This is a genomic window from Pseudoalteromonas sp. 1181_04 (assembly GCF_052850545.1).
On sequence record NZ_VXCS01000007.1, the window covers coordinates 111,064 to 136,608 of the forward strand.

Annotated in this window: 25 protein-coding genes; 18 read left to right on the top strand and 7 right to left on the bottom strand. The window is 40.3% G+C overall.

The window, feature by feature from the left end; translation table 11 throughout:
• Window positions 1-10: 10 nt before the first annotated feature.
• The 4 genes from FW757_RS07540 to FW757_RS07555 are packed head-to-tail and all read right to left on the bottom strand — an operon-like array spanning window position 11 to window position 3,885.
• Window positions 11-511 (bottom strand): DUF1543 domain-containing protein, encoded by a 501-nt coding sequence (locus FW757_RS07540; RefSeq protein ID WP_182739824.1) that lies wholly within the window; start codon window positions 509-511, stop codon window positions 11-13.
• An 8-nt stretch (window positions 512-519) separates the two neighbouring features.
• Window positions 520-1,869: a sigma 54-interacting transcriptional regulator gene (locus tag FW757_RS07545; RefSeq protein WP_145235410.1), complete on the bottom strand. Its 1,350-nt coding sequence runs from the start codon at window positions 1,867-1,869 to the stop codon at window positions 520-522.
• Window positions 1,870-1,871: 2 nt separating this feature from the next.
• Window positions 1,872-2,414, bottom strand: a complete 543-nt coding sequence (locus FW757_RS07550; RefSeq protein ID WP_149982104.1) for a hypothetical protein — start codon at window positions 2,412-2,414, stop codon at window positions 1,872-1,874.
• 1 nt (window position 2,415) lies between these two features.
• Window positions 2,416-3,885 (bottom strand): sensor histidine kinase, encoded by a 1,470-nt coding sequence (locus FW757_RS07555; protein WP_145235537.1) that lies wholly within the window; start codon window positions 3,883-3,885, stop codon window positions 2,416-2,418.
• A 315-nt stretch (window positions 3,886-4,200) separates the two neighbouring features.
• On the opposite strand from FW757_RS07555, the gene FW757_RS07560 reads away from it, so the two are divergent.
• From FW757_RS07560 to FW757_RS07580, 5 genes are all read left to right on the top strand, one after another.
• Window positions 4,201-4,428 carry an EF-hand domain-containing protein gene (locus FW757_RS07560; RefSeq protein WP_145235406.1) on the top strand — a complete coding sequence of 76 codons (228 nt, stop codon included), beginning with the start codon at window positions 4,201-4,203 and terminating at the stop codon, window positions 4,426-4,428.
• 22 nt (window positions 4,429-4,450) lie between these two features.
• Window positions 4,451-4,678 (top strand): hypothetical protein, encoded by a 228-nt coding sequence (locus FW757_RS07565; protein ID WP_145235404.1) that lies wholly within the window; start codon window positions 4,451-4,453, stop codon window positions 4,676-4,678.
• 110 nt (window positions 4,679-4,788) lie between these two features.
• Window positions 4,789-5,025, top strand: a complete 237-nt coding sequence (locus FW757_RS07570) for an EF-hand domain-containing protein (protein ID WP_149982106.1) — start codon at window positions 4,789-4,791, stop codon at window positions 5,023-5,025.
• 12 nt (window positions 5,026-5,037) lie between these two features.
• Window positions 5,038-5,274, top strand: a complete 237-nt coding sequence (locus tag FW757_RS07575; protein WP_145235400.1) for an EF-hand domain-containing protein — start codon at window positions 5,038-5,040, stop codon at window positions 5,272-5,274.
• Between the two features lie 120 nt (window positions 5,275-5,394).
• Window positions 5,395-7,059 (top strand): amidohydrolase, encoded by a 1,665-nt coding sequence (locus FW757_RS07580; protein ID WP_182731800.1) that lies wholly within the window; start codon window positions 5,395-5,397, stop codon window positions 7,057-7,059.
• A 9-nt stretch (window positions 7,060-7,068) separates the two neighbouring features.
• Here FW757_RS07580 and FW757_RS07585 read toward each other — a convergent pair whose 3' ends face one another.
• The gene (locus FW757_RS07585; RefSeq protein WP_145235395.1) at window positions 7,069-7,296 is read right to left on the bottom strand and encodes a YgjV family protein; all 228 of its coding nucleotides are present in this window, start codon (window positions 7,294-7,296) and stop codon (window positions 7,069-7,071) included.
• 268 nt (window positions 7,297-7,564) lie between these two features.
• Here FW757_RS07585 and FW757_RS07590 point away from each other — a divergent pair, with 268 nt between their 5' ends.
• From FW757_RS07590 to FW757_RS07600, 3 genes are all read left to right on the top strand, one after another.
• Window positions 7,565-8,221: a Crp/Fnr family transcriptional regulator gene (locus tag FW757_RS07590; RefSeq protein ID WP_145235393.1), complete on the top strand. Its 657-nt coding sequence runs from the start codon at window positions 7,565-7,567 to the stop codon at window positions 8,219-8,221.
• 355 nt (window positions 8,222-8,576) lie between these two features.
• Window positions 8,577-10,475 (top strand): hypothetical protein, encoded by a 1,899-nt coding sequence (locus tag FW757_RS07595; protein WP_446441064.1) that lies wholly within the window; start codon window positions 8,577-8,579, stop codon window positions 10,473-10,475.
• A gap of 154 nt (window positions 10,476-10,629) precedes the next feature.
• On the top strand, window positions 10,630-12,786 hold the full coding sequence (locus tag FW757_RS07600; RefSeq protein ID WP_149982110.1) for a YjbH domain-containing protein: 2,157 nt from the start codon (window positions 10,630-10,632) through the stop codon (window positions 12,784-12,786).
• Window positions 12,787-12,859: 73 nt separating this feature from the next.
• On the opposite strand, the gene FW757_RS07605 is transcribed toward FW757_RS07600, so the two are convergent.
• On the bottom strand, window positions 12,860-13,426 hold the full coding sequence (locus tag FW757_RS07605) for a phosphoribosyltransferase (protein ID WP_145235390.1): 567 nt from the start codon (window positions 13,424-13,426) through the stop codon (window positions 12,860-12,862).
• Between the two features lie 234 nt (window positions 13,427-13,660).
• Window positions 13,661-14,956, bottom strand: a complete 1,296-nt coding sequence (gene pepB / locus FW757_RS07610; RefSeq protein ID WP_145235388.1) for an aminopeptidase PepB — start codon at window positions 14,954-14,956, stop codon at window positions 13,661-13,663.
• 90 nt (window positions 14,957-15,046) lie between these two features.
• Here pepB and sfsA point away from each other — a divergent pair, with 90 nt between their 5' ends.
• The 10 genes from sfsA to mdoH all read left to right on the top strand — a co-directional run bounded on the left by sfsA (window position 15,047) and on the right by mdoH (window position 25,496).
• Window positions 15,047-15,763 carry a DNA/RNA nuclease SfsA gene (gene sfsA, locus FW757_RS07615; RefSeq protein WP_182783706.1) on the top strand — a complete coding sequence of 239 codons (717 nt, stop codon included), beginning with the start codon at window positions 15,047-15,049 and terminating at the stop codon, window positions 15,761-15,763.
• A gap of 225 nt (window positions 15,764-15,988) precedes the next feature.
• A complete protein-coding gene (gene dksA / locus FW757_RS07620; protein WP_145235383.1) occupies window positions 15,989-16,432 on the top strand; it encodes an RNA polymerase-binding protein DksA in 444 nt (147 codons plus the stop codon).
• Between the two features lie 17 nt (window positions 16,433-16,449).
• The gene (gene gluQRS / locus FW757_RS07625; protein WP_182783708.1) at window positions 16,450-17,394 is read left to right on the top strand and encodes a tRNA glutamyl-Q(34) synthetase GluQRS; all 945 of its coding nucleotides are present in this window, start codon (window positions 16,450-16,452) and stop codon (window positions 17,392-17,394) included.
• Between the two features lie 307 nt (window positions 17,395-17,701).
• Window positions 17,702-19,141: a polynucleotide adenylyltransferase PcnB gene (gene pcnB / locus FW757_RS07630; RefSeq protein WP_404936340.1), complete on the top strand. Its 1,440-nt coding sequence runs from the start codon at window positions 17,702-17,704 to the stop codon at window positions 19,139-19,141.
• 2 nt (window positions 19,142-19,143) lie between these two features.
• Window positions 19,144-19,629: a 2-amino-4-hydroxy-6-hydroxymethyldihydropteridine diphosphokinase gene (gene folK, locus FW757_RS07635; protein WP_149982114.1), complete on the top strand. Its 486-nt coding sequence runs from the start codon at window positions 19,144-19,146 to the stop codon at window positions 19,627-19,629.
• Between the two features lie 31 nt (window positions 19,630-19,660).
• Complete coding sequence (panB, locus tag FW757_RS07640) at window positions 19,661-20,455, top strand: 3-methyl-2-oxobutanoate hydroxymethyltransferase (protein WP_149982115.1); 795 nt, start codon at window positions 19,661-19,663, stop codon at window positions 20,453-20,455.
• Complete coding sequence (panC, locus tag FW757_RS07645; protein WP_182739831.1) at window positions 20,455-21,306, top strand: pantoate--beta-alanine ligase; 852 nt, start codon at window positions 20,455-20,457, stop codon at window positions 21,304-21,306. Before panB ends, panC begins: the two co-directional genes overlap by 1 nt.
• 17 nt (window positions 21,307-21,323) lie before the next feature.
• Window positions 21,324-21,563 carry a hypothetical protein gene (locus FW757_RS07650; RefSeq protein ID WP_149982117.1) on the top strand — a complete coding sequence of 80 codons (240 nt, stop codon included), beginning with the start codon at window positions 21,324-21,326 and terminating at the stop codon, window positions 21,561-21,563.
• Window positions 21,564-21,898: 335 nt separating this feature from the next.
• A complete protein-coding gene (locus FW757_RS07655) occupies window positions 21,899-23,563 on the top strand; it encodes a glucan biosynthesis protein (RefSeq protein ID WP_446441065.1) in 1,665 nt (554 codons plus the stop codon).
• Complete coding sequence (gene mdoH / locus FW757_RS07660; RefSeq protein WP_145235370.1) at window positions 23,535-25,496, top strand: glucans biosynthesis glucosyltransferase MdoH; 1,962 nt, start codon at window positions 23,535-23,537, stop codon at window positions 25,494-25,496. The genes FW757_RS07655 and mdoH overlap by 29 nt, the downstream gene beginning before the upstream one ends.
• Window positions 25,497-25,545: the final 49 nt, after the last annotated feature.

Below are 25,545 nucleotides of genomic sequence, written 5' to 3' on the forward strand. Positions count from 1 at the left end.
TCTTGATTATTTATAATATATGGTAACCAAACCAATCGGGCTTAATCGCTTGAGATTGCTCACTCGGGGTTAGCTTGATATGTAATTGACTGTCGAGCAAGTCAATTGCAAAGCAATCATCTACATCATGTAAGTCATCTTTATGAATATGACTTAAACCTGCTAGTAAATCCTCTTTTGCTCTTTGTTTAGCTTCGTCGCTACTACTAGCTACATATAACGCAAAGTCATGCTGCTCAGCTAACCTATCAGCACGATACGCTCCTAAATTTACAAAGTATAACTGCTGCGATTGGGCCAAGGGTTCATCAACCACGGTTACTGCAAAGCCATCAATGTGATTTACCGCCATATAGCTGTCCATGTGCACGCTACTTTTATCACCGACCCACTGCGCTTTTAATTTTGAGTAAGTTTGTTCTATCGATTCCCCAACAACAAAACGAACATCATGCATTTCAATATGGCAGCCCTGAATACGCCCACCTAAATACACCATAAATAACTGCATTTTCTCTCCTAACAAATAGTATCAACGTCAATGTTGTGTTTTTTAATCAATTTATAAAAATCTGAGCGATTTCGCTTAGCTAGTTTTGCCCCTTCAGCCACGTTACCGCCAGCCATCTTTAAAGCATTAATCACATAATCACGCTCAAATTCTTTTTTAGCATCGTTAAGTGAAAGCGGCTCAACATTGTTGGTATTACTATTAAGCGCACTTTCAACCAGCTGTGCTGATATTACTTCACCTGGGGTAAGTGCGACAACCTGCTCTACTACATTTTGTAACTGGCGAATATTACCCGGCCAATCGTGACGTACTAATGCATGCATTGCATCATTGGCGAAACGCTTTTCTTTTTGATCCATACGTTTAGCAATGGTAGCGCTAAAATACTGCGCTAATAAACTAACGTCTTCTCTGCGCTCACACAGTGGTGGCAATTTAAGATTCACAACATTTAAGCGATAGTATAAATCTTCGCGAAATTGCTGATTAGCAATCGCATCAGGCAAGTTTTTATGAGTTGCTGATACAATCCGCACATCAATTGGAATTTCTTCTTCAAAGCCCACAGGGCGAATAGTTTTTTCTTGTAATACGCGCAGTAACTTAACTTGTAAATTAAGTGGCATATCACCAATTTCATCTAAAAATAAAGTACCGCCTTGCGCTTGCTGAAATAACCCTTGGTGGTCTTTAATCGCGCCCGTAAAAGCCCCTTTTTTGTGACCGAATAGTTCTGATTCGAGTAATTCACCCGGTACCGCACCACAGTTTATTGCGACAAACGGACCTTCACTAACATGGCTATGTTGATGAATAGCATTAGCTAGTAACTCTTTACCTGTACCACTGGCCCCCGAGATCAGCACATTGACCTGAGTCGGACCTAATAATTTAACTTGCTCAAGTAAATGCAGCATAGCACCACTGCGGGTCACGATATTGCTGTTTGATGCACTTTCATCGGCACTGAGACCATGAATTTCAATCGCTTTTGCTAAACTATCAAATAACTCATCTTTATCTACCGGTTTAGTAATAAAGGCAAAAATACCTTGCTTCGTCGCTTCAACAGCATCAGGAATAGACCCATGAGCTGTCATCATCAACACTGGCAGCGCTGGGTAGCGATTTTGTAACTGACGGTGTAATGCCATACCATCCATTTCATCCATGCGTAAGTCTGTAACCACAGCATCAAACACATTATTTTTTAATAACTGTAGCGCAGCGATACCGCTTTCGCAGGTAGTCACTTGATAGCCTTTAGATTCTATGCGAATAGCCAATAGTTTTAATAAACTTGCATCATCATCGACCAGTAAAATTCGCGCGCCTTGGTTTTGCTCTGTTGACATAATTACTGCTCCTTAGTTTCTTCGCGTAGTAATAGTTGCTGCTCGATGGCTGCCAGTGATGACAGGGTTTCTTGCATTTTATTATTCAGCGCTTGCTGCTGTTCTTTAGCGTTGATCTGCTGTTTTATTTGTTGTTTTTGCAGCCATAAATACTGTTTTATATCATCTGGCCAATAATAAGCTTGATCCAGTTTTAGCAGCTGCGTTAATACTTTTTCCGGTGCTAATACATTATTTTTACAACTAAAATCAAAATAATTCTGAAGCTCTTTAGCACCAATATAAACCGTTTTACTCGCTGCCACTTGAAAACCACCGCACGACTTTGCATGCCAACCAATAACCGTTTCGGCAGGTGCATACATAGGATCGGTTTTCGGCCTAGGTTTCGGGTTTGGTAAACTATCCCCTTGTGGTGTAGTCACCTTACCCGCTTGTTCAGCTTCAGGGTTGCTTTTATTTACTGGCTGCTCAGTTAACTCACACCCTGCGAGCCCTAAGGTTGTGATGCAAACCACTAAAATGGCATTTAAACGCACGCCCATGCTAATTAACTCCTTGGTTTTTATTGGTTGGAGGGATGATTGGGATTTGAATTATAAAACGACAGCCTTGTGGTTCATTATGCTCAACGTGTAAAGTACCCATCAATTGCTCAACAGACTCCTTTACAATGGTAAGCCCTAAGCCACTACCTTGAGCGGTTACATCTTTAGCATTCTTACCTTGATAAAAGGCACTGAATATATGTGATTTCTCTTGCTCTTTAATACCGGTGCCTTGATCGCTCACGCTCATAGTCAAAGTACGACCAGCTAATGACAGAGCAATATTGACCGCCTGTCCTGCTGGTGAAAACTTTAAGCCATTAGAGATCAACTGAATTAAGATCATTTCAACAAGCTCTGCAGCAATTTCCAGTGGTTGCTCGGGTAACTCACAATGCCAACATAAGCTTTGCTTACGCGCCACTAAACGATGTTCAAAATGGCTGTTTATCTTGGTTATTAATTGCGAGAATTCCAGCTCACTTAAATCTTCTTTGCTGCTGCGAATCGCATTGTAACTAAGTAAACTATCGATCATAGCGCGCAAACGCACCATGCTCTGGGTAATTAACGCCAACACCGCTTGCTGCTCTTTGTTAATTGGCCCAACGATTTCATCGGCGAGTAAGTCAGTACCCTCAACCATTGACGCTAATGGAGTTTTCAATTCATGGGTAACATGGCGTAAAAAAGTATCTTTTTGTTGCTCTAATTGATGCAACTGCTCTTGCACCCATTGTAATTTATTTCCTAGTTCAACCAACTCAGCAGAGCCTTGTACAGCTATTTTTTGTTGCCAATGACCTTGCCCAAGCTTATCAATAACCGACGTTAATCCTTTTAAGCGACCACTTATACGCCATAAAAAACCACCACCTACTAGTAAAGTTAATGGGATAAGTGCTATTAACCAATTGATAAATGAGCTTTGCAAAGCTTTTAACTGTTGCTGATTTTTAGTTATTTGCAGCTCATTTTGATCTCTTAGCCACACCGTTTGACGCGCAATTAATTCACTCACAGGAATAAACAATTGCGCATCTTGTTGTCCTTCAGTAACGAGTTGAGTATGCGCTAATTGCAATACCTGTGCGAGTTGCTGCCATTGCTTAATATACTCCCCCGTAGAACTTATAAAAGTTAGTTCATCAATGCTTTGTAGTGATGATTGCCACTTATCAACAATCAATTCATCGAGTGATTCGCTTTTCAGCACCCAGTTTTGTCGCGTTGCGCGCTCTAAGCTATTGAGGTCTTGCTTAAGGTTATTAAATGACTTGGTAATTTGATAATTTTCACTGACGATTTGCTGAGTTACTGCTAGCTGTTTATTCAGCGCATTTAAAAATACAATCACTACCAGTGATAATGGCAGCAGCGATAACAAAGTACTAAACAAAAACTGGCCTATTAAATTGGGTCGCCAACTAAGTAATGCACTGTACTTTTTAGCGAATGAGGCCACTATCGCCACTCCTTTAGTTAAAAGTCTGATTATGGAAGGTGTTACTTATACACTAGCTGAATCAATAAGAATAATGAATAAGGCGAACTGTGTAGCGCTATATAAAGCGACTGACGCTAAATTGAAACAACTTAACCAACTGTTTTTTAAAAACTTAATGAATACCCGTTAAAAGTTGTTGCAAAAAAGACACATTGCCCGGTCATTTTTTCCCACTCATGATCATGCCAAAACATTAAGCCACTGATATTTATACAATAAAAAAATTGGCATCGTTCTTGTAATATCCGTATCAACGACTGTTTATAAGGAAATAATATGAAAATATTAACACCGCTGTGCTTATGCATCAGCCTACTGCTTAGCTTTAACAGCTTTGCCATTGATGTCGAGGCCACCTTCGCAGAACTTGATAAAGACAGTAATGGCACATTGAGTGAAGCAGAAGCATCTGAAGATGCGGTATTACACGAAAGTTTTGAGCAAATTGACAAAGATCAAAATGGTCAAATTTCATTTGCTGAGTTTAAACAATTTTTGCAATAAATTTCCCAAAGGAAACACTGCTATGAAACAACTTATCGCCGCTTTTTCACTGATGTTTTTAGTCATTAGCGCCACTGTTTTAGCATCACAATTAAATGTTAAGTTTGCGCAATTAGATACCGACTCTGACGGACAAATTTCATTACTTGAAGCCAAGCAAAACAACACGCTATTAAAGCAGTTTACTGATCTTGATGATAATAACGACGAGCAATTATCTGAGCAAGAGTTCGCAAAGTTTAAATTTTAAAAGGCTTTAAAGTATTTGCCATAATCCCGGAGGGAATGTGTAAACGGATTTAATGTTGGGATTTAAATTATGGCAAATGCTTTATTCTTTTTGTTGGTAGGATGTAAATAATGAAAAGCATATTAATAATATTAAGTGTGTCGCTAGCCACTAGTTTTAGCGCAATGGCACTGGATGTAAAACAACGTTTTGATCATTTAGATAGCAATAAAGATGGCTATTTAACGCATAATGAGCTTGAACCACAACCACAATTGTTGAGTAACTTTAAACGTTGGGACAAAAACCAAGACAATAAAATTTCCCTATCTGAATTTAAGCGTTTTTTAACTAATAATCTAGATTAACGAGTTTCCCCAATGAAATTTTGTACACAACTGGGACTAAGTTTGTTATTTGTCAGTAGCTGTTGCAGTTTTGCAACAACTGATAATATAGCAGAACAATTCAAAAACTTAGACCGCGATAACGACGGTCTTATCACGCGTTCAGAGTCAGCAAAAGATCCTGCCCTGTGGTCTCGTTTTAAAAACTATGACCGCGATAAAGATGGTAGATTATCACTGTCTGAATTTACTCTATATGCAAATAAATGAATAGCTAATTCATCAGCATAGTTGAAATGCACAACGATAAATAATTTATTATATTTAATTTGCAGACTCAGTATTCTCTGTTACTGTTTAACTAACAAAAGCAGAAAAAGAATTCTAACAATGAAATGCTTACTCGCCTGTTTAATCACTTTATCTTTACCTGTGCTAGCTGATACCACGGTGATCTACAATGCTAATGGTTACACTCCAACTTACAGTGGCCAATTACAGCAATTTTCTACACTGGTTATTAAAGATGGCAAAGTAGTAAAAGTAGGAGACGATAAACTAAAAGCGAGTTTCCCTAATGCTGCAGTATTTGATGCCGAGCAACAAACCTTATTACCTGGTTTAATTGACGCCCACGGTCATGTGATTGGACTTGGTAATAATTTAGCGCAACTCGATTTACGTGGCAGTACGTCGATTGCAGAAATACAAAAAAAGCTTGCTGTATTTGCTAAAAATAACCGGGGCTGGATTATTGGCCGCGGTTGGAATCAAGAACTGTGGCCTAATAAGCAATTTCCTACTGCTGCTGACTTAGATAAAGTTGTCAAAGATGTTCCGGTGGTGCTTTCTCGTGTCGATAGCCACGCGATTTGGGTTAATAGCAAAGCGATGGAGTTAGCCAAATTAACACCCACAGTACAGTCACCAGCAGGTGGTGAAATTATTCGCAACCAAGCAGGTCAACCTAGCGGTATTTTTGTCGATAAGGCCGAAAGTTTAATTACTGCACATATTCCTACGCCATCTGATCAAGACGTAAATAATGCCTTAAATCAAGCTGGTCAACATCTGCTCAGCTTAGGTATAACCTCAACCCACGATGCTGGGATTGATAAACAAACATGGCAAGTTTACAAGCAAAGAGCTGAACAAGGCACCTTACCGCTGCGCATTGTTGCAATGCTAAGTGCAACAGATCCGTCCCTTGAAGATATGCTCAGAGCCGGTCGCTATAAAGATCTTAACGATTTCATGTCTATTCGTAGTGTAAAAATATATGCTGATGGTGCGTTAGGAAGCCGTGGCGCCGCACTACTGGCCGATTATGCAGATAGAAAGAATCACCAAGGTTTAATGCTCGAAACTCAACAAAAATTAGAACAGCTGTACACATTGAGCTTTAACCATGGTTTTAGCGCCAATACCCATGCCATCGGTGATAAAGCAAATCATATTGTGTTAGATGCCTATCAAAATGTATTTAAAAAAACCGGCGGGATTTTACTACGTAACCGTATAGAGCACGCACAGATAGTTGATCCAGCAGATATTCCTCGCTTCAAAGCACTTAAAATCATTCCATCAATGCAACCGGTGCATGCAACTTCTGATATGCATATGGCAGAGCAGCGCCTTAGCGATACACAATTACAAGGTGCATATGCATGGCAAACGTTTTTAAAGCAAGGCTCAGTAGTAGCTGCAGGCTCAGATTATCCAGTTGAACTGGCCAACCCCTTTGACGGTTTGTATTCAGCAATTACTCGCCAAGATCACAATCAATTACCCGCTAATGGCTGGCGAGTCACTGAAGCACTGAGCAGAGAAGATGCACTCAGAGCATTCACGTTAGGTGCTGCGTATGCCGCACATCAAGAATTTAAATTAGGTAGTTTAGAGCAAGGAAAGTGGGCTGACTTTATTTTAATCGACAAAGACTATTTTAAAGTGCCAGTACAAGAAATTTTTACCATTGTCGTAAATCAAACATGGATTGGCGGTGAATTACGCTACCAAAAAGCGCAAATTGATAACCAGAGTAAGGCGCAATAAACCACGCTATTATTGCGGTTTTTGTTGTTGACGTTTGAGCTTAATTAAATGATAAATATTTACGAAGGTTAGCAAACCATTAGTGATAGCCACAGGCCATGCAGCAATCGCAATACCGTAGGCTGTGAAAGCAATACAACCGGCAAGGTTAAACCAACGAAGTTTGCTCACATCACTCATAGTTAAAGAGGCAATAAGTAAAGCTGAGGCAAAATACCCCAAATATTCCCAACTCATTTGTTCTCTCCGGTACTTTAGGTTAGCATTGCAAATGTTGTAGTTTAGGCAAAGTTATTCCACAATATAGCAATAGTATAAAAAAGCTAACTTACTAAAAACCCAAAGCTGCTAAAAGCACACTTTAATAATCATTACACGGGATATCAGGTATTAAGCTTAATTAACCGAGTTAACTAAGCTAGTAAGTTAGCGTAAATTCTTAGAATCTTAATGCTAACGTCATTAAGATGTAATAAATAGGACAATTGTCCGAAGGGCATTGTTGATGTTTCAATATCATTTTTCTAGTTATCTCGTCGACCAGCTACTAACCTTTGCTGGCAGCCGTTATCAACAATCTAAAAAAGAAGTACTGATCCACCAAGATCAACCTCTTACAAAATTAGTGTTAGTCAGAAGCGGCACCGTATCGTTTAGTTATGATGTCGGTAATGGCCGCCGCTTACTGCTGGGCCAACTTGATTGCAACAACACCTTAATTGGTGAAATTGAAGCGCTAAACAATAACCCCTGCATTTATACAGTTACCTGCTTCAGTGACGTTAGCTACAACCTAATAGAACTAAAGCACTGGCGTGCCCTGTTACTTGAAAAGCCAGAGCTGAGTTTATACACAGCACAAACTATTGCCGCTAAGTTTCAAGAAAACCAAAAAATTAATTTAGATAAACTATTGTTGCCATTGGGTTACAATATCGCCAAAGACTGTTTATTACGTGCCGAAAATAATAACCCCACCCTGCTGCGCGCATACCCAACGGTAAATGCTGAAGCTGAGCGTTTTGCCACCACAGAGCGAGCCTATCGCCGCGTAGTATCGGAACTGGTGGAAAGAGGTTTAGTCGCACGCTCAAATGATGGACTCAAAGCGGTTGATTTAGATAAACTTAGCGATTACGTGGATAGTTTTTCGCAGCTATGAAGTTGACTCACATTAAAATTCAGCCGAAAAAAACAACGTTTAACTGCCTAAAATGCAACTATTTACATTTACAACCGCAGCCTACTACTTTAGCATAGTAAGCTAATAACGAAGCTGCGCTAAATCCGTAAAAATTAAATAAGAGATTTATTACATAACAGGGTAACAATTTTCTTATTTAATTAATAAAAGTATATATAATGTTCACTTGACGTATATATAATGTGCGCTTATCCTTGATGAACAAATTATTGTATTATAGGTGCAAGCCTGACCTGGTGCGCGCTTCGGTACATTTATAGAACTGCAATTAAGTCTGTTTACTTTAAAGAGAAAGGAAAGAAAGGTAACGATTATGGGAAATAATAAATTCAAGCTCACCAAGCTAGCTCTTGCACTTGGTCTGACAGCAACTTTAAGTGGCTGTTTTAGCGATAACGACAACAATGATTATGTAAAGCCACCAGTTCCACCTGAACCAACCGTTGATGTTGCTGTACCACCAGTAGCAATTGAAGCTCAAGCAGGTTCAGTTACTGTTAATATCGTAGATGTAAAGGGTGCTGCTTTAGCTGATACGGTTACAGCAACGATTAGCTTTACTTCTTCTGAAGACGGCCTTTTAACAGCTGCAGGCAACGCTTTAGCTGATACCGACAAATCATCAACAGCTAGTTCGTTTGCATACACAGTAGACTCTATCCCAGCTGATGGTGTTAGCTATGACTATGTTATTTCTGCTGCTGGATATTTAAACAACTCTGGTACTTTAACGTTATCACCAACTGATAACGTTGTAGCACAAGAAGTTCGTTTAACACCACGTACACTTGCAGATTCTGATGTAGCGATTGTTGCTGACACCAAAGAATTAACTGCATTAGTACCTGAAGGTGAAAATACCACTGTGTCGTATGACCCAGCTTCAGGGTTATCAATTTCTGGCGATAAAACAGAGATTACATTACCACAAGCAATTAACAAAGCAGGTGTTGCTGTTGGCGGTTCAACCGTTAAAATCAAAAGCGGCACGCAATTTTTAGATAAAGATAATCAACCGTTAACGACAGTTCCAAAAATGACTGTTGCCTACTTTGCGAATGAAGCAACACGTAATGATGAAGAAGCCGAAACTGCAGCTGCAACCTCGTCGTCATTAGATGCGTTCCCTGGAGGTTTAGCTCTATCTGTAGCTTCTGATCCTAACAGTACTGATCAAGTGCAAGGTTCATTTACTTCAGGTGGCTTTGTTGCTATCGAGCTAGTTGATGATGCTGGTAATAAAGTGAAATCTTTTGGTGCAGGCAATTCAATCACTGTTGCAATGCAGGTCGACAAAAAGACTTCAAACCCTTGTCCTGTAACTTTACCTGCCGGTACTACTGATATCAAAGCATACGCCGAAGCAAATGGCTTCAAAAATGGTGTATGTACTGTTGCAGCTCCTGTAGCTCGTAAAATTGCGGTTGGTGATATCTTCCCAGTTTGGAGTTACGATGAAGAAGCTGGTAAATGGGGATTCGAAAGCTACGGTGAAGTAACTGATAGCGGTAATGCATCAACATTTGATGTATCAGTAGATGTAAATCACCTATCTTACTGGAACCTTGATTACTTCAACAACAATAAATGTTCAAGTGTAAAATTTGATATTTTAGATAGAAATGGTGACGCTAATATAGCTGAAACAACTATTTTACTTGAAATTAATGGCTATAGAAGATCTTTCACTAGCCGTAACGGTAATTATGGATCAGCAACGTTTAACAACCCTCCAGGTTTCCCGGTTAAAGTTAAAGTATTGCGCAATGGTGTTAACGTTTTAGATGGCTTGTCAACTGACACTGATAGCACTGCATCGGCATTATCTGTAAGCAATATCTGTGACTTAAATGATAAAGATCTAACACTTACAATTGCTCCGCCAACAATTGTAACTAAAAAAATAACAACACAGCTAGTGTGTAGCAATACCGGAGATTTTGAAATAGGTACTCCACCGGTTGCAACACCTGCGCTAGTCAGATTGTTTAAAGATGGCAACTTCAAGCAAACTATTTACTCGAAAGGTACTTTCAACCTGAACTTAGAGCAAGGTGGCACTTACTCTGCTAGTTACCTTAACTACAACACTAATGTGTGGACATCTACTCCAGTAGCGGCAAACACAACTGCAGCTACATTTGATATCCCAGTAGTGTGTGAAGTTGATACTGTACCAGTATCTGGTTCTGGTTCTGGTTCTGGTTCTTAATCTGAGGTAGAACTGTACTTCCTAAAGCCGCGCATTTGCGCGGCTTTTGTTTATCTCGTTATTAAGTTATTTTTGGTTTATAGTATTTATAGCTAAAATAATTATCGGGTTTTAAAAGTTTAAAACCTAACTCTAATCTAAATTGGTTAATCACGTGACTTATAATAAAACAACCCTCGCGACACTTTGCGCACTCAGTGCCAGTACCTCCGTTTTTGCTGATCAAAACATTAATCATGGTATTGCATATAATGGATTTACCGGTATTTTCAACACTCCTACCGCTGTTGTAATCGACAAAGGTAATATTGATATAGGTTACAGTAACCAGCTAGAAGCTAGAGGAAAGTACACCGACGGTCATAACTTTACATTTTCAGCTGGACTTTTTGAAGGTTTAGAAGTCAGTGGTAGGATTACCTCATCGTCGATGCACGACATAACATTTAGCTATGAAAATAAAGGCCAAATCCGCGACTTATCATTTAATGCCAAATACCAAATTCCATTCATTCCAAAAGACTGGTTTAGTGTCGCTGTTGGCGCTAAAGATTTCGGTGGCGCAGCCAATCAGTATGAAGCGTTTTATGCTGTTGCTTCTAAACAGTGGTGGGATTTTCGCTTTAGTGCCGGTATTGGCGCATCTGACACGCTTACAGGGCAACTAGACGGCGCGTTTGCTGGTATTGAATATCAACCTTACACTTGGCTTTCAGTACTCGCTGAGCATGATGCAGAAGCATTTAATTTAGGCGCCCGTATTACGGTGCCAAAAGAGTGGCTTTATGATATTGCCACGGTTTCATTTAATAGCCGCTTTTACTCAAATACAGAACTTGCTAGTGATGATACTTATTGGGGTGTCAATATTAGCATGCCGCTCAGTGATGAAGCACAAGATAACTACCACAATCTAAAACCAGCACCTCAACCAGTTGCAGCGGCAAAGTTATCTAAGAGTTCAAATCAGCGTACGAGAGCAACTCTTGCTACATCCCCAAATCAAACGGAAGAGTCTGTTAGTCGAGTAGTATCTGCGGAACCAGTAAAAGTATTAACAGCGACCAAACAAAATCAACAAGTTTCCACTGCACAAAATAACAATCAACAAATTCACAGCTTAAAAAGCAGCTTAGTTAACGATGGTTTTGAAAATATCCGTGTTGGTATTAGCGAGAGCAAACAAATCATTGTTGAATTTGAAAACTCAGTATTTAATCGTAATGAAATTGATGCGTTGGGGCTTGTTTTAGGCCGCATAACTGAAAGCTTTGCTACTGGCAATAATGAATTTATTGTTCGCTTGGCAAAACAAGATATCCCACTGTTACAAGTCAATGGGTATTTAGATAATTACCGTCGCTTTATTGATGAAAATATCACTCCTGATTTAATGGTCAGCACTCAATTTAGTGATAAAGATGCTGTGGGTGTAAAATGGGCCGGAAATACCCAAAGCACGAGCCCTTATTTTGTACCTAGAGTTTCATTTTCACCATCGTTATCATCACGATATGCAACTGAATTAGGTGTTTATGATTACTCGTTAGCTCTACAAGCCGATTTACATGTACCATTATGGCAAGGTGCAGGTGTAAATATTACTGGGCAAGTTAATGTAGCTAATACAGATCACTTTGAAAAAGGTAGTGTATTTAGTAATTCACGCCAAGAAACGGGGATTAAACGTGCCGTTGTATATCAAACATTCGCTTTACCGTTTAACATATATAACCAGACTCAAGTCGGTTTATTCCAAGATTACTTTGATTATACAGGTATTACCAACGAAACTGCATGGCAAAGCCCCGCAGGCCGCCACAAGATACAAGCAAAGTTAGGCTACTTTGAGTATAAAGATTATGACACTGATAAACGCGACTACTCGGTTTATTCATACCGTTATTTATGGGCTGAAAAGGATGTCTCTTTCCATATCTCTGGTGGACAATTCTGGAATGAAGATACCGGCTATAAACTTGAAACTAAGTTCTGGTTTGGTGATGCAAATATAACCGTAATGTATAGCGACACTGACGTAGAGAAAGTGGGGATTGGTTTTAGTATTCCATTATCACCACGCAAAGATATGGATGCAGGTAATTGGCAAGTTACAGGGACTAAAAGCTGGACACATAGCGTAAATACTATAATTAATCAAAAAGTAAATTTGATAAACACCAGTAGTGCGACAATACTCAAATCGTCAATCGACCTCGATAATACTTTCTTAAACCAAGATCGTATGTCAAGCAGTTACGTATATGCTCATTTAGCACGATTAAAAGAAGCGTTTGAAATCTATAAATAATATTAGTTTAGACAGCTAATTGATAAATAAAAAAAGGCCTAGTTAAGGCCTTTTTTATTTTTACTCGATAGATTTATTTTGCTAATAAAATATCGTGTATTTTTACTAAATCTGTCTTACCAGCGATGATCTCATCAGGTGTTAAACCCGATAATTCATGCGGGAATACTAACCACTCTTCTGATTCATGAATGTAGTAGTCAGGCTTCATATCTACTTTAGAATTTTTTGGTTTGTAATACGGGCATGCAATGCGGATATCTTTAGGTAAGTTTAAACGCATCAATTCCGAAAGCTTTTCTTTCAGTGCAAAAATACTACGCCCTGAATCAAATACATCATCAACAATCAATAACGAGTCACCTGCGTTAGCATTTTCAATAATGTAGTGTAAGCCATGTACTTTAATTTCTTTCGACTGCTTATTAATACCGTAATATGATGAAGTTCGCACCGCGATATGATCTGTCTCTATGCCCTTATAATCATAATACTCTTGCACTGCAATCCCAATTGGGGCACCACCACGCCAAATACCAATAATAAAATCAGGACGAAAACCATCTTGGTATACTTGCGCCGCAACGCGAAATGAATCTTCAAGCAATTGTTGCGCTGTGATGTAGCACTTATCTGACATAATTAGAATTCCCAGTGTGAGTTGATCATTCAAGTATAGTTTATGAATAAGACTTAAATAAAAGCAGCGCTTTTAATGTAAGAAATATAACTTCAAACCTTAATCACTTGAAATGCAAAAGTGGGGCGAGATTTTAGCGCAAATAAACTAAAAAAGCTTGTTTCTGTTTGTAATTACATTTTTATAGCCAACAAAAAAGCGCCTAAAACGGCGCTTTTTTAAACATATTCAAGATTACGCTTTTTCTAGTAAAGTACGTGCAACTGTGCGCATCCCGACTGTTGTCGCGCCCGCAGCCCATTGACTCGTGCTACCCATATTAAACGCTGCCGCTAAATCCATATGCACCCAGCCTTTGCCGTCGTTTGGTACAAAGCGTGACAAGAAACCAGCAGCATTTGATGCACCACCATAACCACCGCCTTTTTGGGCACGGCTGTTAGCTGTATCAGCGTATGGTGAAGGACAGTTTTGTTGATGCCACTTTTCAAGTGGTAGTGGCCACGCGCCTTCCATTTCTTGTCCAGCAAAGCCTTCAACTTCACGTACAAACTCTTTATCAAGTCCAAATAAGGCATTGTACTCTTGACCAACAGCAACTAGCGCAGCGCCTGTTAGTGTCGCCGCATCAATAATTAAAGGAGCACCTGTTTCAGCTGCAGCCATTAAGCCATCAGCAAGTACTAAGCGTCCTTCAGCGTCAGTGTTAACAATCTCAACTGTCGTGCCGTTTTTATAGGTAAGGATATCACCCAGCTTATATGCATGGCCTGAAATAAGGTTCTCAGCACAGCATAAAAACAGTTTAATACGTTTATTAATACCGCGACTAATAGCCAATGCCAAACCTGCGGTAACCGTTGCAGCACCGCCCATGTCGCACTTCATACCTAACATACCTTCGCTGGCTTTAATTGAATAACCGCCAGAGTCAAAAGTAATCCCCTTACCAACAAGCGCTGCATCCACAGGCGCATTTTCATCGCCAGTTGGATTGTAATCAAGTGCAAGTAATACAGGCGGGCGCTCACTACCGCGACCAACAGCATGGATACCAATCCACTGCTGCTCAAGTAGCGCATCACCTTTGATGATTTGATAGCTCACGTGTTCAGGAGCTAGTGATTGAATAAATTCAGCAGCTTTACCAGCTAAACTTTCAGGGAAAATGTCATCCGCCGTGCCATTGATCATTTCACGCGCCCAAGTAGCAGAACGAAGTAATGAAGCAAGCTCTTGGCTATCTGTTTTAGCATTTTCAGCAAATTCAACACCGTGTAATGACTTAGGCGATACAAACCCTTGATAAAAAGCCCACTGTGTTTCTGTACACCAGCAATCACCAGCTAGCACGACATTTTTAACGCCTTGATTGGCAATACTGCGCGCGGCTTTTTGTACATTTACTAATGTTTCTTGTTCAGATAAATGAACCGTTGCACCGTGCTCATTAAAAGATAACGTGGCGGTTTCGCCCCAATGCGATGCAGCACCCTGCTCGCTTAATTGAACAACAAATTTTTCAGACATGTTAGAATACTCTTTGCGCTAAAATTGTGACGATGAGTTTACTATAGCCACAACAACTTCCCAACTGCTTGAGACCAAATAACTAAAATAATGAAATATACAACACCACTCCAACACGCTACTTTGATCAAACGCTACAAACGTTTTTTAGCCGATTTACGCCTTAGCGATGGCTCAGAGTTTACCGCCCATTGTGCCAACACAGGTAAAATGACTGGTTGCGCGGAGCCTGATTTTGCAGCCTTTTATTCCACCAGTAACAATCAAAAAAGAAAATATCCTCATTCATTAGAATTGACGCAAAACCAGTTTGGCCATCTGATCTGTGTCAATACGGCAATCGCGAATAAAATCGTTGCAGAAGCACTGCACGCAGCGCTAATCAGCGAGCTTAGCGGCTACATTAAAATACAGCCAGAGGTTAAATATGGTGATGAAAATAGCCGTATCGATTTTTTACTGACAGCTCCCCAACGCCCAGACTGCTATGTAGAAGTAAAATCTGTCACTTTACTCAGTCAAAATGATCCACAAAGTGGCCAAGGTTACTTCCCTGATGCCGAAACTCTTCGCGGTCAAAAACATATTCGTGAATTAATTGAAATGGTTGCACAAGGCCACCGTGCAGTGCTGCTGTTTGCTGTATTACATCAAGGGATTAAGCAAGTTAGTGCGGCGCGCCACATTGACGAAAAGTACGCCCAACTAGTTGATTTAGCAATAACTAAAGGTGTCGAAGTAGTTGCTTATAAAGCCGATATTTCGAGCGCTGAAATTACACTAACAGAAAAGCTTACTTTTAATTAAAAGCGACTTGTTTTTAAGGTTTTCGCCCATATAACAAGGCAAGTTTTTAAGCACTTATTTAAAAGTAATCGGTGTAAAAACCACTTATCGTACCTTTTTTAATTTTATTGATGCGGTTTAAGTAAGACTAATTAATGAAAAATAAATTTGCCTAGGCCATAGGATTCTGTTATTTATAGCCGCCGGCTCATGCTGGGCATTATATTAAGGATTTAGGAGAAAGTTATGCCAGACCAAAAAAAATTAGGGTTATTGGCTCAGGCCGGATTAGAACCATACCAGGAAAAGCCGGGCGAAGAGTATATGAATGATGCACAACGCACTCATTTCAAAACTATTTTGGAAGCATGGCGCAACGATTTACGCAATGAAGTTGACCGTACTAAATCGCATATGCAAGACGAAGCAGCTAACTTCCCTGATCCAGTTGACCGCGCAGCACAAGAAGAAGAGTTCTCTTTAGAACTTCGTACTCGTGACCGTGAACGTAAACTGATCAAAAAAATTGAAAAAACGATCCAATTAATCAAAGAAGATGATTTTGGTTTTTGTGATTCGTGCGGGATTGAAATTGGTATCCGCCGTTTAGAAGCACGTCCTACAGCTGACTTATGCGTAGACTGTAAAACGCTTGCGGAAATCAAAGAAAAACAATCTGGACGTGGTTAGTTACTAGTAATTAATCAATGTCTACCACAGCCGTTACTGCGCCTATGCGCAACTATCGCGGTCGCTTTGCGCCGTCACCTTCTGGACCACTTCATTTTGGTTCTCTTGTGGCGGCTGTGGGCAGCTACCTTGACGCGAAAAGCAACCAAGGCACTTGGTTAGTCCGTATTGAAGATATCGACACCACACGTGTTGTAGACGGCGCCACTAAGGATATTCTCAATACCTTAGAAGCCTATGGTTTGTACTGGGATGAAGACGTAGTCTATCAAACTCAACGCCATGACTTGTATGCGCATACCATTAATAATCTAAATAACCAGCACCTAATTTATGCTTGCCACTGCTCGCGCAAAGAAATTAAAGCGCTTGGCGGTATTTATCAAGGCCATTGTCGTCATTTAAAGCATAGTCAGAACAGCAGCGCACTACGGTTAATTCAGCAACATGCTACATGCCAATACCATGATCTCATTCAAGGTGAGATAAATGTAGCTCATGATCTCGCCCACGAAGATTACTTAATAAAGCGCAGTGATGGGCTATTTGCTTATCAACTAGTGGTGGTCGCAGACGATATTGCCCAAGGTATCACTCATGTCGTACGCGGCGCAGACTTGCTTGAACCAACCGCACGCCAATTGAGTTTATTTAAACAATTAGCTGCCACGGCCCCCCATTACGCACATTTACCATTAGCAGTCGCTAAACCTGGGTTTAAATTATCAAAACAAAACTATGCCCCAGCTATTAGCAAAAGTAACCCCAAACCGGCTTTGCTGAGTGCATTCGAATTTTTAGGATTGGCGCCCAAAGATGAATTACTTGAACTAAATATCGAGCAAATGCTAGCTTGGGCAGTAGACAATTACAACTTGCAAAACGTCCCTAAAATGACACAAATTCAAATTTCGCAAAACCCGCACAGCCATACAATCGCCTTTACGCATTTAAACAAATAAAAATTCACTAAAAAAGGCTAATTTTAAGGCCTTCAACTTAATTTTTAAGCTGTGCTGGTATATGATAGCCCACCTTAAATGTGCAATTCATTTAATTAATACCAATTGCGTTAAGGTTGTACACGATTCAGCAGTCAAGTAGCCCAATAACAGGATAATAATTTCCAGCATCGTGATGCTAGAAAATTTTAACCCTAGCAATGACTGTTTAACTGACTAGAATAAACAAGACTCTAATACCATAGGTATTACCAAGTAAACGCAACACATGTGCAGTTAATAGTAAAGTGAGGCTATACTTGGTTTGATTTTTGATGGCGTCCATCAAATAACCGAATTCTGTAGGAGACAGATTATTATTTCCAAGCTTTTTCAATTTTGTCGGCAAATTATTGGCCCAACCGCCTCTGTAACAGCCGAACATACCCAAGTCTCTGCGCAGCCTTTAATAGTTGGACGCAATGAGCATGGTATTTCTCGCAAACAATTTAGCCCAAATGCAATCAAGGTATTATATCGCCTGAAAGACGGAGGCTTTGATGCCTACCTTGTTGGTGGTTGCATTCGTGATATTTTGTTAGGTCAACAACCAAAAGATTTTGATGTGGTCACCAATGCCACTCCTGATCAGGTTAAAAAGCTATTTCGTAATTGCCGCTTAATTGGCCGTCGTTTTCGTTTAGCACACATTGTTTTTGGTCGTGAAATAATCGAAGTGGCCACCATGCGTGGTCATCACGAAGCGCCTGAAGATAAAAACCAAATTAGCCAATCGAGTGACCAAGGACAACTGCTGCGCGATAACGTTTTTGGTAGTATTGAAGAAGATGCTGAACGCCGCGATTTTTCAATCAATGCGTTATATTATTCAATTAATGATTTTTCAATCCATGATTATGCTAATGGCTTAGCCGCTATTAACGCTCGACAAATCGAGATGATTGGTGATCCAGCAACCCGTTACCGCGAAGATCCTGTGCGTATGCTACGCGCAGTTCGCTTTGCAACCAAACTCGATATGTCGATTGCACCGGCAACCGAGCAACCATTAAATGAATTAGCAAGCCTGTTAGATAATATACCTGCAGCGCGGTTATTTGAAGAAACACTGAAACTGTTTTTAAATGGCAAGGCCGAAGCAAACTTTTTAATGCTACGTAAATATGGCCTTTTTAAATCATTATTTCCAGCCCTTGATAGTATTTTAGATAGTAATCCTGATGGCTTAGAGTTCGCTTTAATTCAACAGATGTTCCGTAATACAGATGAACGTATTAATGCGGAGAAAAAAGTAACTCCAGCATTTATTTTTGCTGCATTGTTATGGTTCCCATTATTGCAGATCACTAAAGCACTGCAAGAACAAGAGCAACTATCTGAATACGATGCCTTCGCTCAAGGTATGAACAAAGTACTCAGTGATAATGCCCAACATATTGCCGTACCAAAACGCTTTACTCTTGGCGCTCGTGATATCTGGCATATTCAACACCGCTTAGATAAACGCTCAGGACAACGTGCATATCGCCTTACACAGCAACCACGTTTTAAAGCTGCGTATGACTTTTTACTCTTGCGCGTACAGGCCGGTGAAAAACAGCATCAGCAATTAGTTAACTGGTGGACTGACTATTTAAAACAAGACATCAATGGTCAAAAAGAGCTAGTTAAAGCGTTAGGTACGCAAGGCGCAACAAAAGGCCGTCGTCGTACTCGCCGACGCAGCCCAAAACCAGCGGCTGAATGATCATGGAAACCGTCTACCTTGGTTTAGGGGCTAATTTAAACGCCCCTCGTACTCAGCTAGATCATGCTGTTGCAGCACTGCGTGCATTGGCTGATTGCGAGTTTATTGGTGTATCGCATTATTACGCGAGTAAACCGATGGGCCCGCAAGATCAACCTGACTACGTTAACGCTGTTGCGGCGCTAAAAACCACGCTATTACCTGAGCAGTTGCTTGATTTAACACAACAGATAGAACTTGAACACGGCCGAGTACGAAAAGCACAGCGCTGGGGGCCGCGCACCTTAGATATTGATATTTTATTATTTGGTGATCAAGTCATTAATAGCGAGCGTTTAATTGTGCCACATTATGGTCTAACTGAACGCGAGTTTGTGGTTTACCCGCTACTTGAAATAGCCCCAAATATTACGCTGCCAAATGGTACATTACTTCACAGTATTAGCACTAATTTGGCACTAAACGAATTACAACAATTACCTCTGTAATTAATTTCAGGCTGTTGCCTACGAGGATACTATGTCTAAAATAACCGTTTCTACGCTCAATAAAATGAAAGCAGACCAACAAAAAATTACGGCATTAACGGCCTACGATGCCAGCTTTGCAAAGTTATTTCACGATAACGGCGTAGACGTTATTTTAGTCGGTGATTCGTTAGGCATGGTGTTACAAGGCGGCGACGATACACTGGCTGTTACCAATCAAGATATTGCCTATCATACTCGCAGCGTACGCGCCGGGAGCCGTGATTTATTCGTCATTGCAGATATGCCATTTATGACCTATTCAAGCCCAGCCGAGAGCTGTAAAAATGCAGCAGAGTTAATGCGAGCTGGCGCTAACATGGTCAAACTTGAGGGGGGCGAATGGCTGTATGACTCAGTTGTTGCGCTGACTCAACAAGGTATACCGGTATGTGGACATTTAGGCTTAACACCGCAATCAGTACATGTGTTTGGTGGTTTTAAAATCCAAGGCCGTAGTGAACAACAAGCACAAAAAATGATTAGCGATGCTCAGGCGCTTGCCGCGGCAGGCGCACAAATGCTGGTTCTTGAATGTATTCCATCTGAACTTGCCAAATTAATTACTGACGCGGTTAATATTCCTACCATTGGTATTGGTGCAGGTAATCAAACTGATGGCCAAATTCTAGTCATGCATGACTTAGTTGGCATTTCAGCAGGTTACATCCCTAAATTTTCTAAAAACTTTTTACTCGAAACAGGCAATATGCCGGATGCGGTTAAAAAATATTGTAGCGACGTTAAAAGTGGTGCTTTTCCAAGCACGGAACATGAGTTTAAATAATGCAGTCGATCACTGAAATAAAATCATTACGTAGTCAAATTAAAGCATGGCGCCAAGCCGGGCTTAGTGTAGCACTAGTGCCAACTATGGGTAATCTACATCAAGGGCATTTTTCACTCGTTGAGAAAGCCAAAAACATGGCTGATAAAGTCGTGGTTAGTATTTTTGTAAACCCAATGCAATTTGGTGTCAACGAAGATCTTGATAACTACCCGCGCACCCTCATTGCGGATAAACAAGGACTGGCAGAGCTTGGTACTGATATTGTATTTACCCCAAGTGTGGAAGCCATTTACCCTAACGGTTTAGATGCGCAAAGCTTTGTCGATGTACCAAATATATCAATGGGTTATTGCGGCGGATCACGTCCAGGTCATTTTCGCGGTGTAGCAACGGTGGTTACTAAATTATTTAACTTAGTACAGCCTGACTATGCGTGCTTTGGTGAAAAAGACTATCAACAGTTGCAAGTGATTAAAACCATGGCTCATGACCTGTCAATTCCAGTAGAAATTATTGGCGTTGCAACCAGCCGTGAAGTGTCAGGGTTGGCTATGAGCTCTCGCAATGGCTACTTATCAGAAGCTCAAAAAGAAACAGCGACAGTGCTATTTAAAACCCTTAATTGGAGCGCAGAACAGTTAAACTCGGGGCAGCGTGATTTTGACGACATATGCCGACAAGCAAAGCAGCAACTAGAGCAAGCAGGGCTCAAAATTGACTACTTTGAAATAGCTCAGCGCGATACCTTAAAAAAAGCTACACTCAATGATAGTCAACTAGTGATTTTGGCGGCAGCCTTCTTAGGGCCAGTAAGGCTAATAGACAATCTGCTCGTTGATATTACATAACAATAATTGGGATAAGCATGAATTCATTATTAAAATTATCAAGCATTTCGCTGTGTATAGGCATATTAGCTGGGTGTCAAAACCAAATAGAAAACCCAGAAATGCAGCAATGCGCACAACAGAATTATCAATGTGAAGTGAACTGCGAACAGCAAAGTACCGGCGAAGGCATGGTATATAAAGTATGTAATACCAAATGTATTGAAGCCTATAACCAATGCAAAGAAAATGCTCAAGCTTTAGGTAATGTGCAATAACTGATATTAACTTGCCAATTATCATGATTGGCAAGTTTCCTCGCCCCTGCGCCTACTTTAGGCAAACTTTCTACATCCAACCATCGTGATTTTTCTGCCATTCACCTTAGAGCAAGGTTTAGTTTAGTAATATCTACTTATATTAGTAAGAAGTAGTCATACATTGCGTGTAATTATTTCCAGCTTACACAAAGAAAGTACACCCTCTACGATACTAATAAATATAAAGTCATTGAAATATATAAGTTTATTTTAGGTTCGTTTTTTGAAAACTTGAATTCAACTAACTAAAGCATTTTAAAATTAACCAGATAACGGCTAAAGGAAAAAACCTCATGGAAACGATAACGCGGGCAGCTCTGTATCCATCATTTAAAAAGAGGGCATTATTAAGTGCATTATTAGCCTTGTGTGCATGTAATGTCAGTGCGGCAGAACAACCAATAACAAAATCTGATGCGGATACTGCTGATGCTGTACCAACTACACAGCCAACTTTGCTTACAATCCCTTCTGAAAAATTATTTGCGGTGGTAACAGCTAGAGCCAAACAACTGGCTGCCAAAGACTACGTAGCAGCTCCCGTAATTGCTGTTGATGCGTTAAATAATATTAATTATCAGGACTATAGAGCGATTCGTTTTCGTCAAGATCATGCGATCTGGAAAGATGAAAGTTTATATGAGGTACAGTTATTCCATCCAGGTTTTCTCTATAAAAACCCTATCGCGATTAACACAGTTGATGCTGATGCAAAGGTAAAAAATCTACCATTTAAAACTGATTACTACCTCTATGATGGCACCGCAGCACCACTTGAGCAGGAAATTACCGCGGCTTTAGGCACCACTCAGTTGGGGCATGCCGGTTTTAGATTACACTTTCCTCTAAACAATAACGACTACAAAGATGAAGTTGCTGTATTTCAAGGCGCTTCATATTTTCGCATAGTGGGCCCTGATCAAGTGTATGGTATTTCAGCACGTGGCCTAGCGATTGATACAGCACTCAGCTCTGGTGAAGAGTTTCCAGTATTTAAAGAGTTTTGGTTAGTTAAGCCAAAACCTGAAGACACACATATTGTGCTATATGCATTACTTGATAGTCCTTCTGTTACTGGCGCATATCGTTTTGAGATCAGTCCATCAACAGCAACTGAAGTAACAACTAAAATGCAAATATTCGCCCGAGAAGATATCAAAAAACTAGGTATAGCACCGCTTACAAGCATGTTTTACCACGGCGAAAATAGCACTAAATTCTTTGATGATTACCGACCAGAAGTACATGACTCTGATGGTTTACTAATGCAATCACAAGACAATAAATGGGTGTGGCGTCCGCTAAATAACCCTAAACAGCTTAGTGTAACGTCATTTGGTTATGACAATCCAAAAGGTTTTGGACTAGCACAGCGCGACCGTGAGTTTAATAACTATCTCGATACTGAGGCACATTATCATGCCCGCCCAAGCCTGTGGATTGAACCACAAGGACAATGGGGAAATGGTCGAGTTGAGTTAGTAGAAATACCGACTGATACCGAGACCAATGACAATATCGTTAGCTATTGGGTACCAGAGCAACCACTTAAAGCAGGTGAAACACTTAGTTTTAGTTATAAATTGTCAACATTTAACGCGGCGCTTGCAAGCCAAGATAAAGCCCGAGTTTTACGCACTCGCATTGGCAGTGCTGCATTACCCGGTGAAGAAAATCCACCACCAAAAAGTCATCGCCAATTTACGGTTGACTTCACTGGTGACAATATTAACAACTTGTCAGCCAAACTAAAATTGCTTGCTAATTTGACCCTAAATTCAGGTGAAATAAGCGATAAAACAGTTCAACAATTACCAAATAATGAAGGATGGCGTGTTGCTTTTAAAGTCGCGCCAGAGGGCGGTAAGCCTGTAGACATGCGCTTATCATTAACACTACGTGACAAAGAAGTTAGCGAGGTATGGAGTTATGTCTGGTATCCAAATGACGTCGAGTAACAGTACAATGCCTTTTAAAAAGACTCGTGTATGGCTTTTTTCACTGTTAGTGTTAGCCATCTCAGCTTATGGTATGTGGATCATGTTTGATATTTTAAATTCAAATGGCATGACCCCGCTAGAGTATGCATTACTTGCGCTGTTTTCAATTACCTTTACTTGGATTGTGACCGCATTTTGCAGTGGCTGTATGGGATTTATTTTACAATTATTTAGAATTGACCCGCTGACACTGACGCGCCAAAAAGCAATCGAAATTGATCAGCAAGCATTGAGTAAAACCAGAACTGCTGTCGTTATGCCTATCTACAATGAAGATACACAGCGAGTTATCGCAGGTTTTGAAGTGAGCTTACGTTCACTGATAAAAACAGGCCAATTTGCGCATTTTGATTTCTACTTATTAAGTGATACACAAGATAAAGAAATAGCTAACAATGAGCTAAAAGCGTGGCATGCCTTGACCGAACGCCTAGGTGATTTTGCCAAACAAACTTTTTACCGCCGCCGTGAAGATAACAAACACCGTAAAGTAGGTAACTTAACTGACTTTTGCGAGCGTTGGGGCAGTAAATACGAGCACATGATTGTACTTGATGCAGATAGTATCATGACGGGTCAGTGTATGCTTGAGCTCACCAGCAGCATGATCAACAATCCACAAGCTGGGCTTATTCAAACGATTCCGATCCCTGTTAGGCAAGATACCTTCTTTGGTCGCTTTCTACAGTTTGCGTCAGTACTTTATAGTCCAATGCTAGCAACCGGTTCAGCTTTTTGGCAGACTAATCACGCTAATTACTGGGGACACAATGCCGTCATTCGGGTTAAAGCGTTTATTGATTGCTGCGGTTTACCGGTGCTCAAAGGTAATGCCCCTTTCGGCGGCGAAATTTTAAGCCATGACTTTGTCGAAGCATCGTTGCTGCATCGTTCTGGCTGGGATGTATTATTACTCAGTGATATACAAGGTAGCTACGAAGAAGTACCGAGTAATATTTTAGATTACGCTATTCGCGACAGGCGTTGGGTGCAAGGCAACATTCAACATTTAGGTTTGTTACCTGCGTCGGGTTTAAAAATAATCAGCAAGCTGCACTTTTTATTAGGTGCAACGGCATATATTTCATCATTAATTTGGTTATCAATGTTAGTGCTAAGTACCATAGATGCGGTCACCCGCGCACTAAACAGTAATGTCTATTTTAATCAGGCGTATCAATTATTTCCGACTTGGCAAATAGCAAAAACAGAATTAATTAACTCGTTGCTTTTTGTCACAATTGTGTTGTTATTATTACCGAAATTAATGGGGATTATTGTCACACTGATCCATCGTAATAAACAATTTGGCGGCTCATTTAAATTAATTTTAGGCTCAATCATTGAAACCGTGTTTGCCATTATTATCGCCCCGCTGATGATGGTTTTTCATAGCTACTTTGTGGTGTGTGTATTTTTAGGTAAAAAAGTAACGTGGGACGCCCAGCCTCGATCAGGCCGCATGGTTCCGTGGCAAGAAGCGATAGGTTACACATTACTATCAACCTTAATCGCCTTAGCTTGGGGCGGTATTGCTTATTACTTTACGCCTGTATTCTTTTGGTGGTTATCGCCGATCTTAGTTGGATTGATCTTAGCAGCCCCAATTGTACGATATTCAAGTAGCATAGGCTTAGGGGTTAAATTACGTAAAATGGGCATATTTATTTGCCCGAGTGAAGTTGATAATAACGACACCCTTGCAGCCTTACGTGTACATGAGCAAGAAATAGCATTACCGAATGATGATGTTGCTAACTTTACAATCCCTACATTGGGGCAAGAGCAACCTAGCGTAATGCCAATTCAGAGCTTTAAGCGCCAAGGTTTAAGTAAACGTAAACGCGTTTTAAATGCCCATCAACAGCTCAAAAAGAAGCTGTTTAACTAACCTGAACCTAGTTGATATAAAAAAACCGCGCAATTTACATTGCGCGGTT

What these genes read in the sequence shown, in the direction of transcription:
- FW757_RS07590 (WP_145235393.1), top strand. Translation starts at nt 7,565, where the DNA reads ATGTTTCAATATCATTTTTCTAGTTATCTCGTCGACCAGCTACTAACC.
- FW757_RS07560 (WP_145235406.1), top strand. Translation starts at nt 4,201, where the DNA reads ATGAAAATATTAACACCGCTGTGCTTATGCATCAGCCTACTGCTTAGC.
- dksA (WP_145235383.1), top strand. Translation starts at nt 15,989, where the DNA reads ATGCCAGACCAAAAAAAATTAGGGTTATTGGCTCAGGCCGGATTAGAA.
- panB (WP_149982115.1), top strand. Translation starts at nt 19,661, where the DNA reads ATGTCTAAAATAACCGTTTCTACGCTCAATAAAATGAAAGCAGACCAA.
- FW757_RS07550 (WP_149982104.1), bottom strand. Translation starts at nt 2,414, where the DNA reads ATGGGCGTGCGTTTAAATGCCATTTTAGTGGTTTGCATCACAACCTTA.
- panC (WP_182739831.1), top strand. Translation starts at nt 20,455, where the DNA reads ATGCAGTCGATCACTGAAATAAAATCATTACGTAGTCAAATTAAAGCA.
- FW757_RS07650 (WP_149982117.1), top strand. Translation starts at nt 21,324, where the DNA reads ATGAATTCATTATTAAAATTATCAAGCATTTCGCTGTGTATAGGCATA.
- FW757_RS07575 (WP_145235400.1), top strand. Translation starts at nt 5,038, where the DNA reads ATGAAATTTTGTACACAACTGGGACTAAGTTTGTTATTTGTCAGTAGC.
- mdoH (WP_145235370.1), top strand. Translation starts at nt 23,535, where the DNA reads ATGTCTGGTATCCAAATGACGTCGAGTAACAGTACAATGCCTTTTAAA.
- FW757_RS07565 (WP_145235404.1), top strand. Translation starts at nt 4,451, where the DNA reads ATGAAACAACTTATCGCCGCTTTTTCACTGATGTTTTTAGTCATTAGC.
- folK (WP_149982114.1), top strand. Translation starts at nt 19,144, where the DNA reads ATGGAAACCGTCTACCTTGGTTTAGGGGCTAATTTAAACGCCCCTCGT.
- FW757_RS07655 (WP_446441065.1), top strand. Translation starts at nt 21,899, where the DNA reads ATGGAAACGATAACGCGGGCAGCTCTGTATCCATCATTTAAAAAGAGG.
- FW757_RS07580 (WP_182731800.1), top strand. Translation starts at nt 5,395, where the DNA reads ATGAAATGCTTACTCGCCTGTTTAATCACTTTATCTTTACCTGTGCTA.
- FW757_RS07605 (WP_145235390.1), bottom strand. Translation starts at nt 13,426, where the DNA reads ATGTCAGATAAGTGCTACATCACAGCGCAACAATTGCTTGAAGATTCA.
- FW757_RS07585 (WP_145235395.1), bottom strand. Translation starts at nt 7,296, where the DNA reads ATGAGTTGGGAATATTTGGGGTATTTTGCCTCAGCTTTACTTATTGCC.
- pepB (WP_145235388.1), bottom strand. Translation starts at nt 14,956, where the DNA reads ATGTCTGAAAAATTTGTTGTTCAATTAAGCGAGCAGGGTGCTGCATCG.
- FW757_RS07545 (WP_145235410.1), bottom strand. Translation starts at nt 1,869, where the DNA reads ATGTCAACAGAGCAAAACCAAGGCGCGCGAATTTTACTGGTCGATGAT.
- FW757_RS07570 (WP_149982106.1), top strand. Translation starts at nt 4,789, where the DNA reads ATGAAAAGCATATTAATAATATTAAGTGTGTCGCTAGCCACTAGTTTT.
- sfsA (WP_182783706.1), top strand. Translation starts at nt 15,047, where the DNA reads ATGAAATATACAACACCACTCCAACACGCTACTTTGATCAAACGCTAC.
- FW757_RS07595 (WP_446441064.1), top strand. Translation starts at nt 8,577, where the DNA reads ATGGGAAATAATAAATTCAAGCTCACCAAGCTAGCTCTTGCACTTGGT.
- gluQRS (WP_182783708.1), top strand. Translation starts at nt 16,450, where the DNA reads ATGTCTACCACAGCCGTTACTGCGCCTATGCGCAACTATCGCGGTCGC.
- FW757_RS07540 (WP_182739824.1), bottom strand. Translation starts at nt 511, where the DNA reads ATGCAGTTATTTATGGTGTATTTAGGTGGGCGTATTCAGGGCTGCCAT.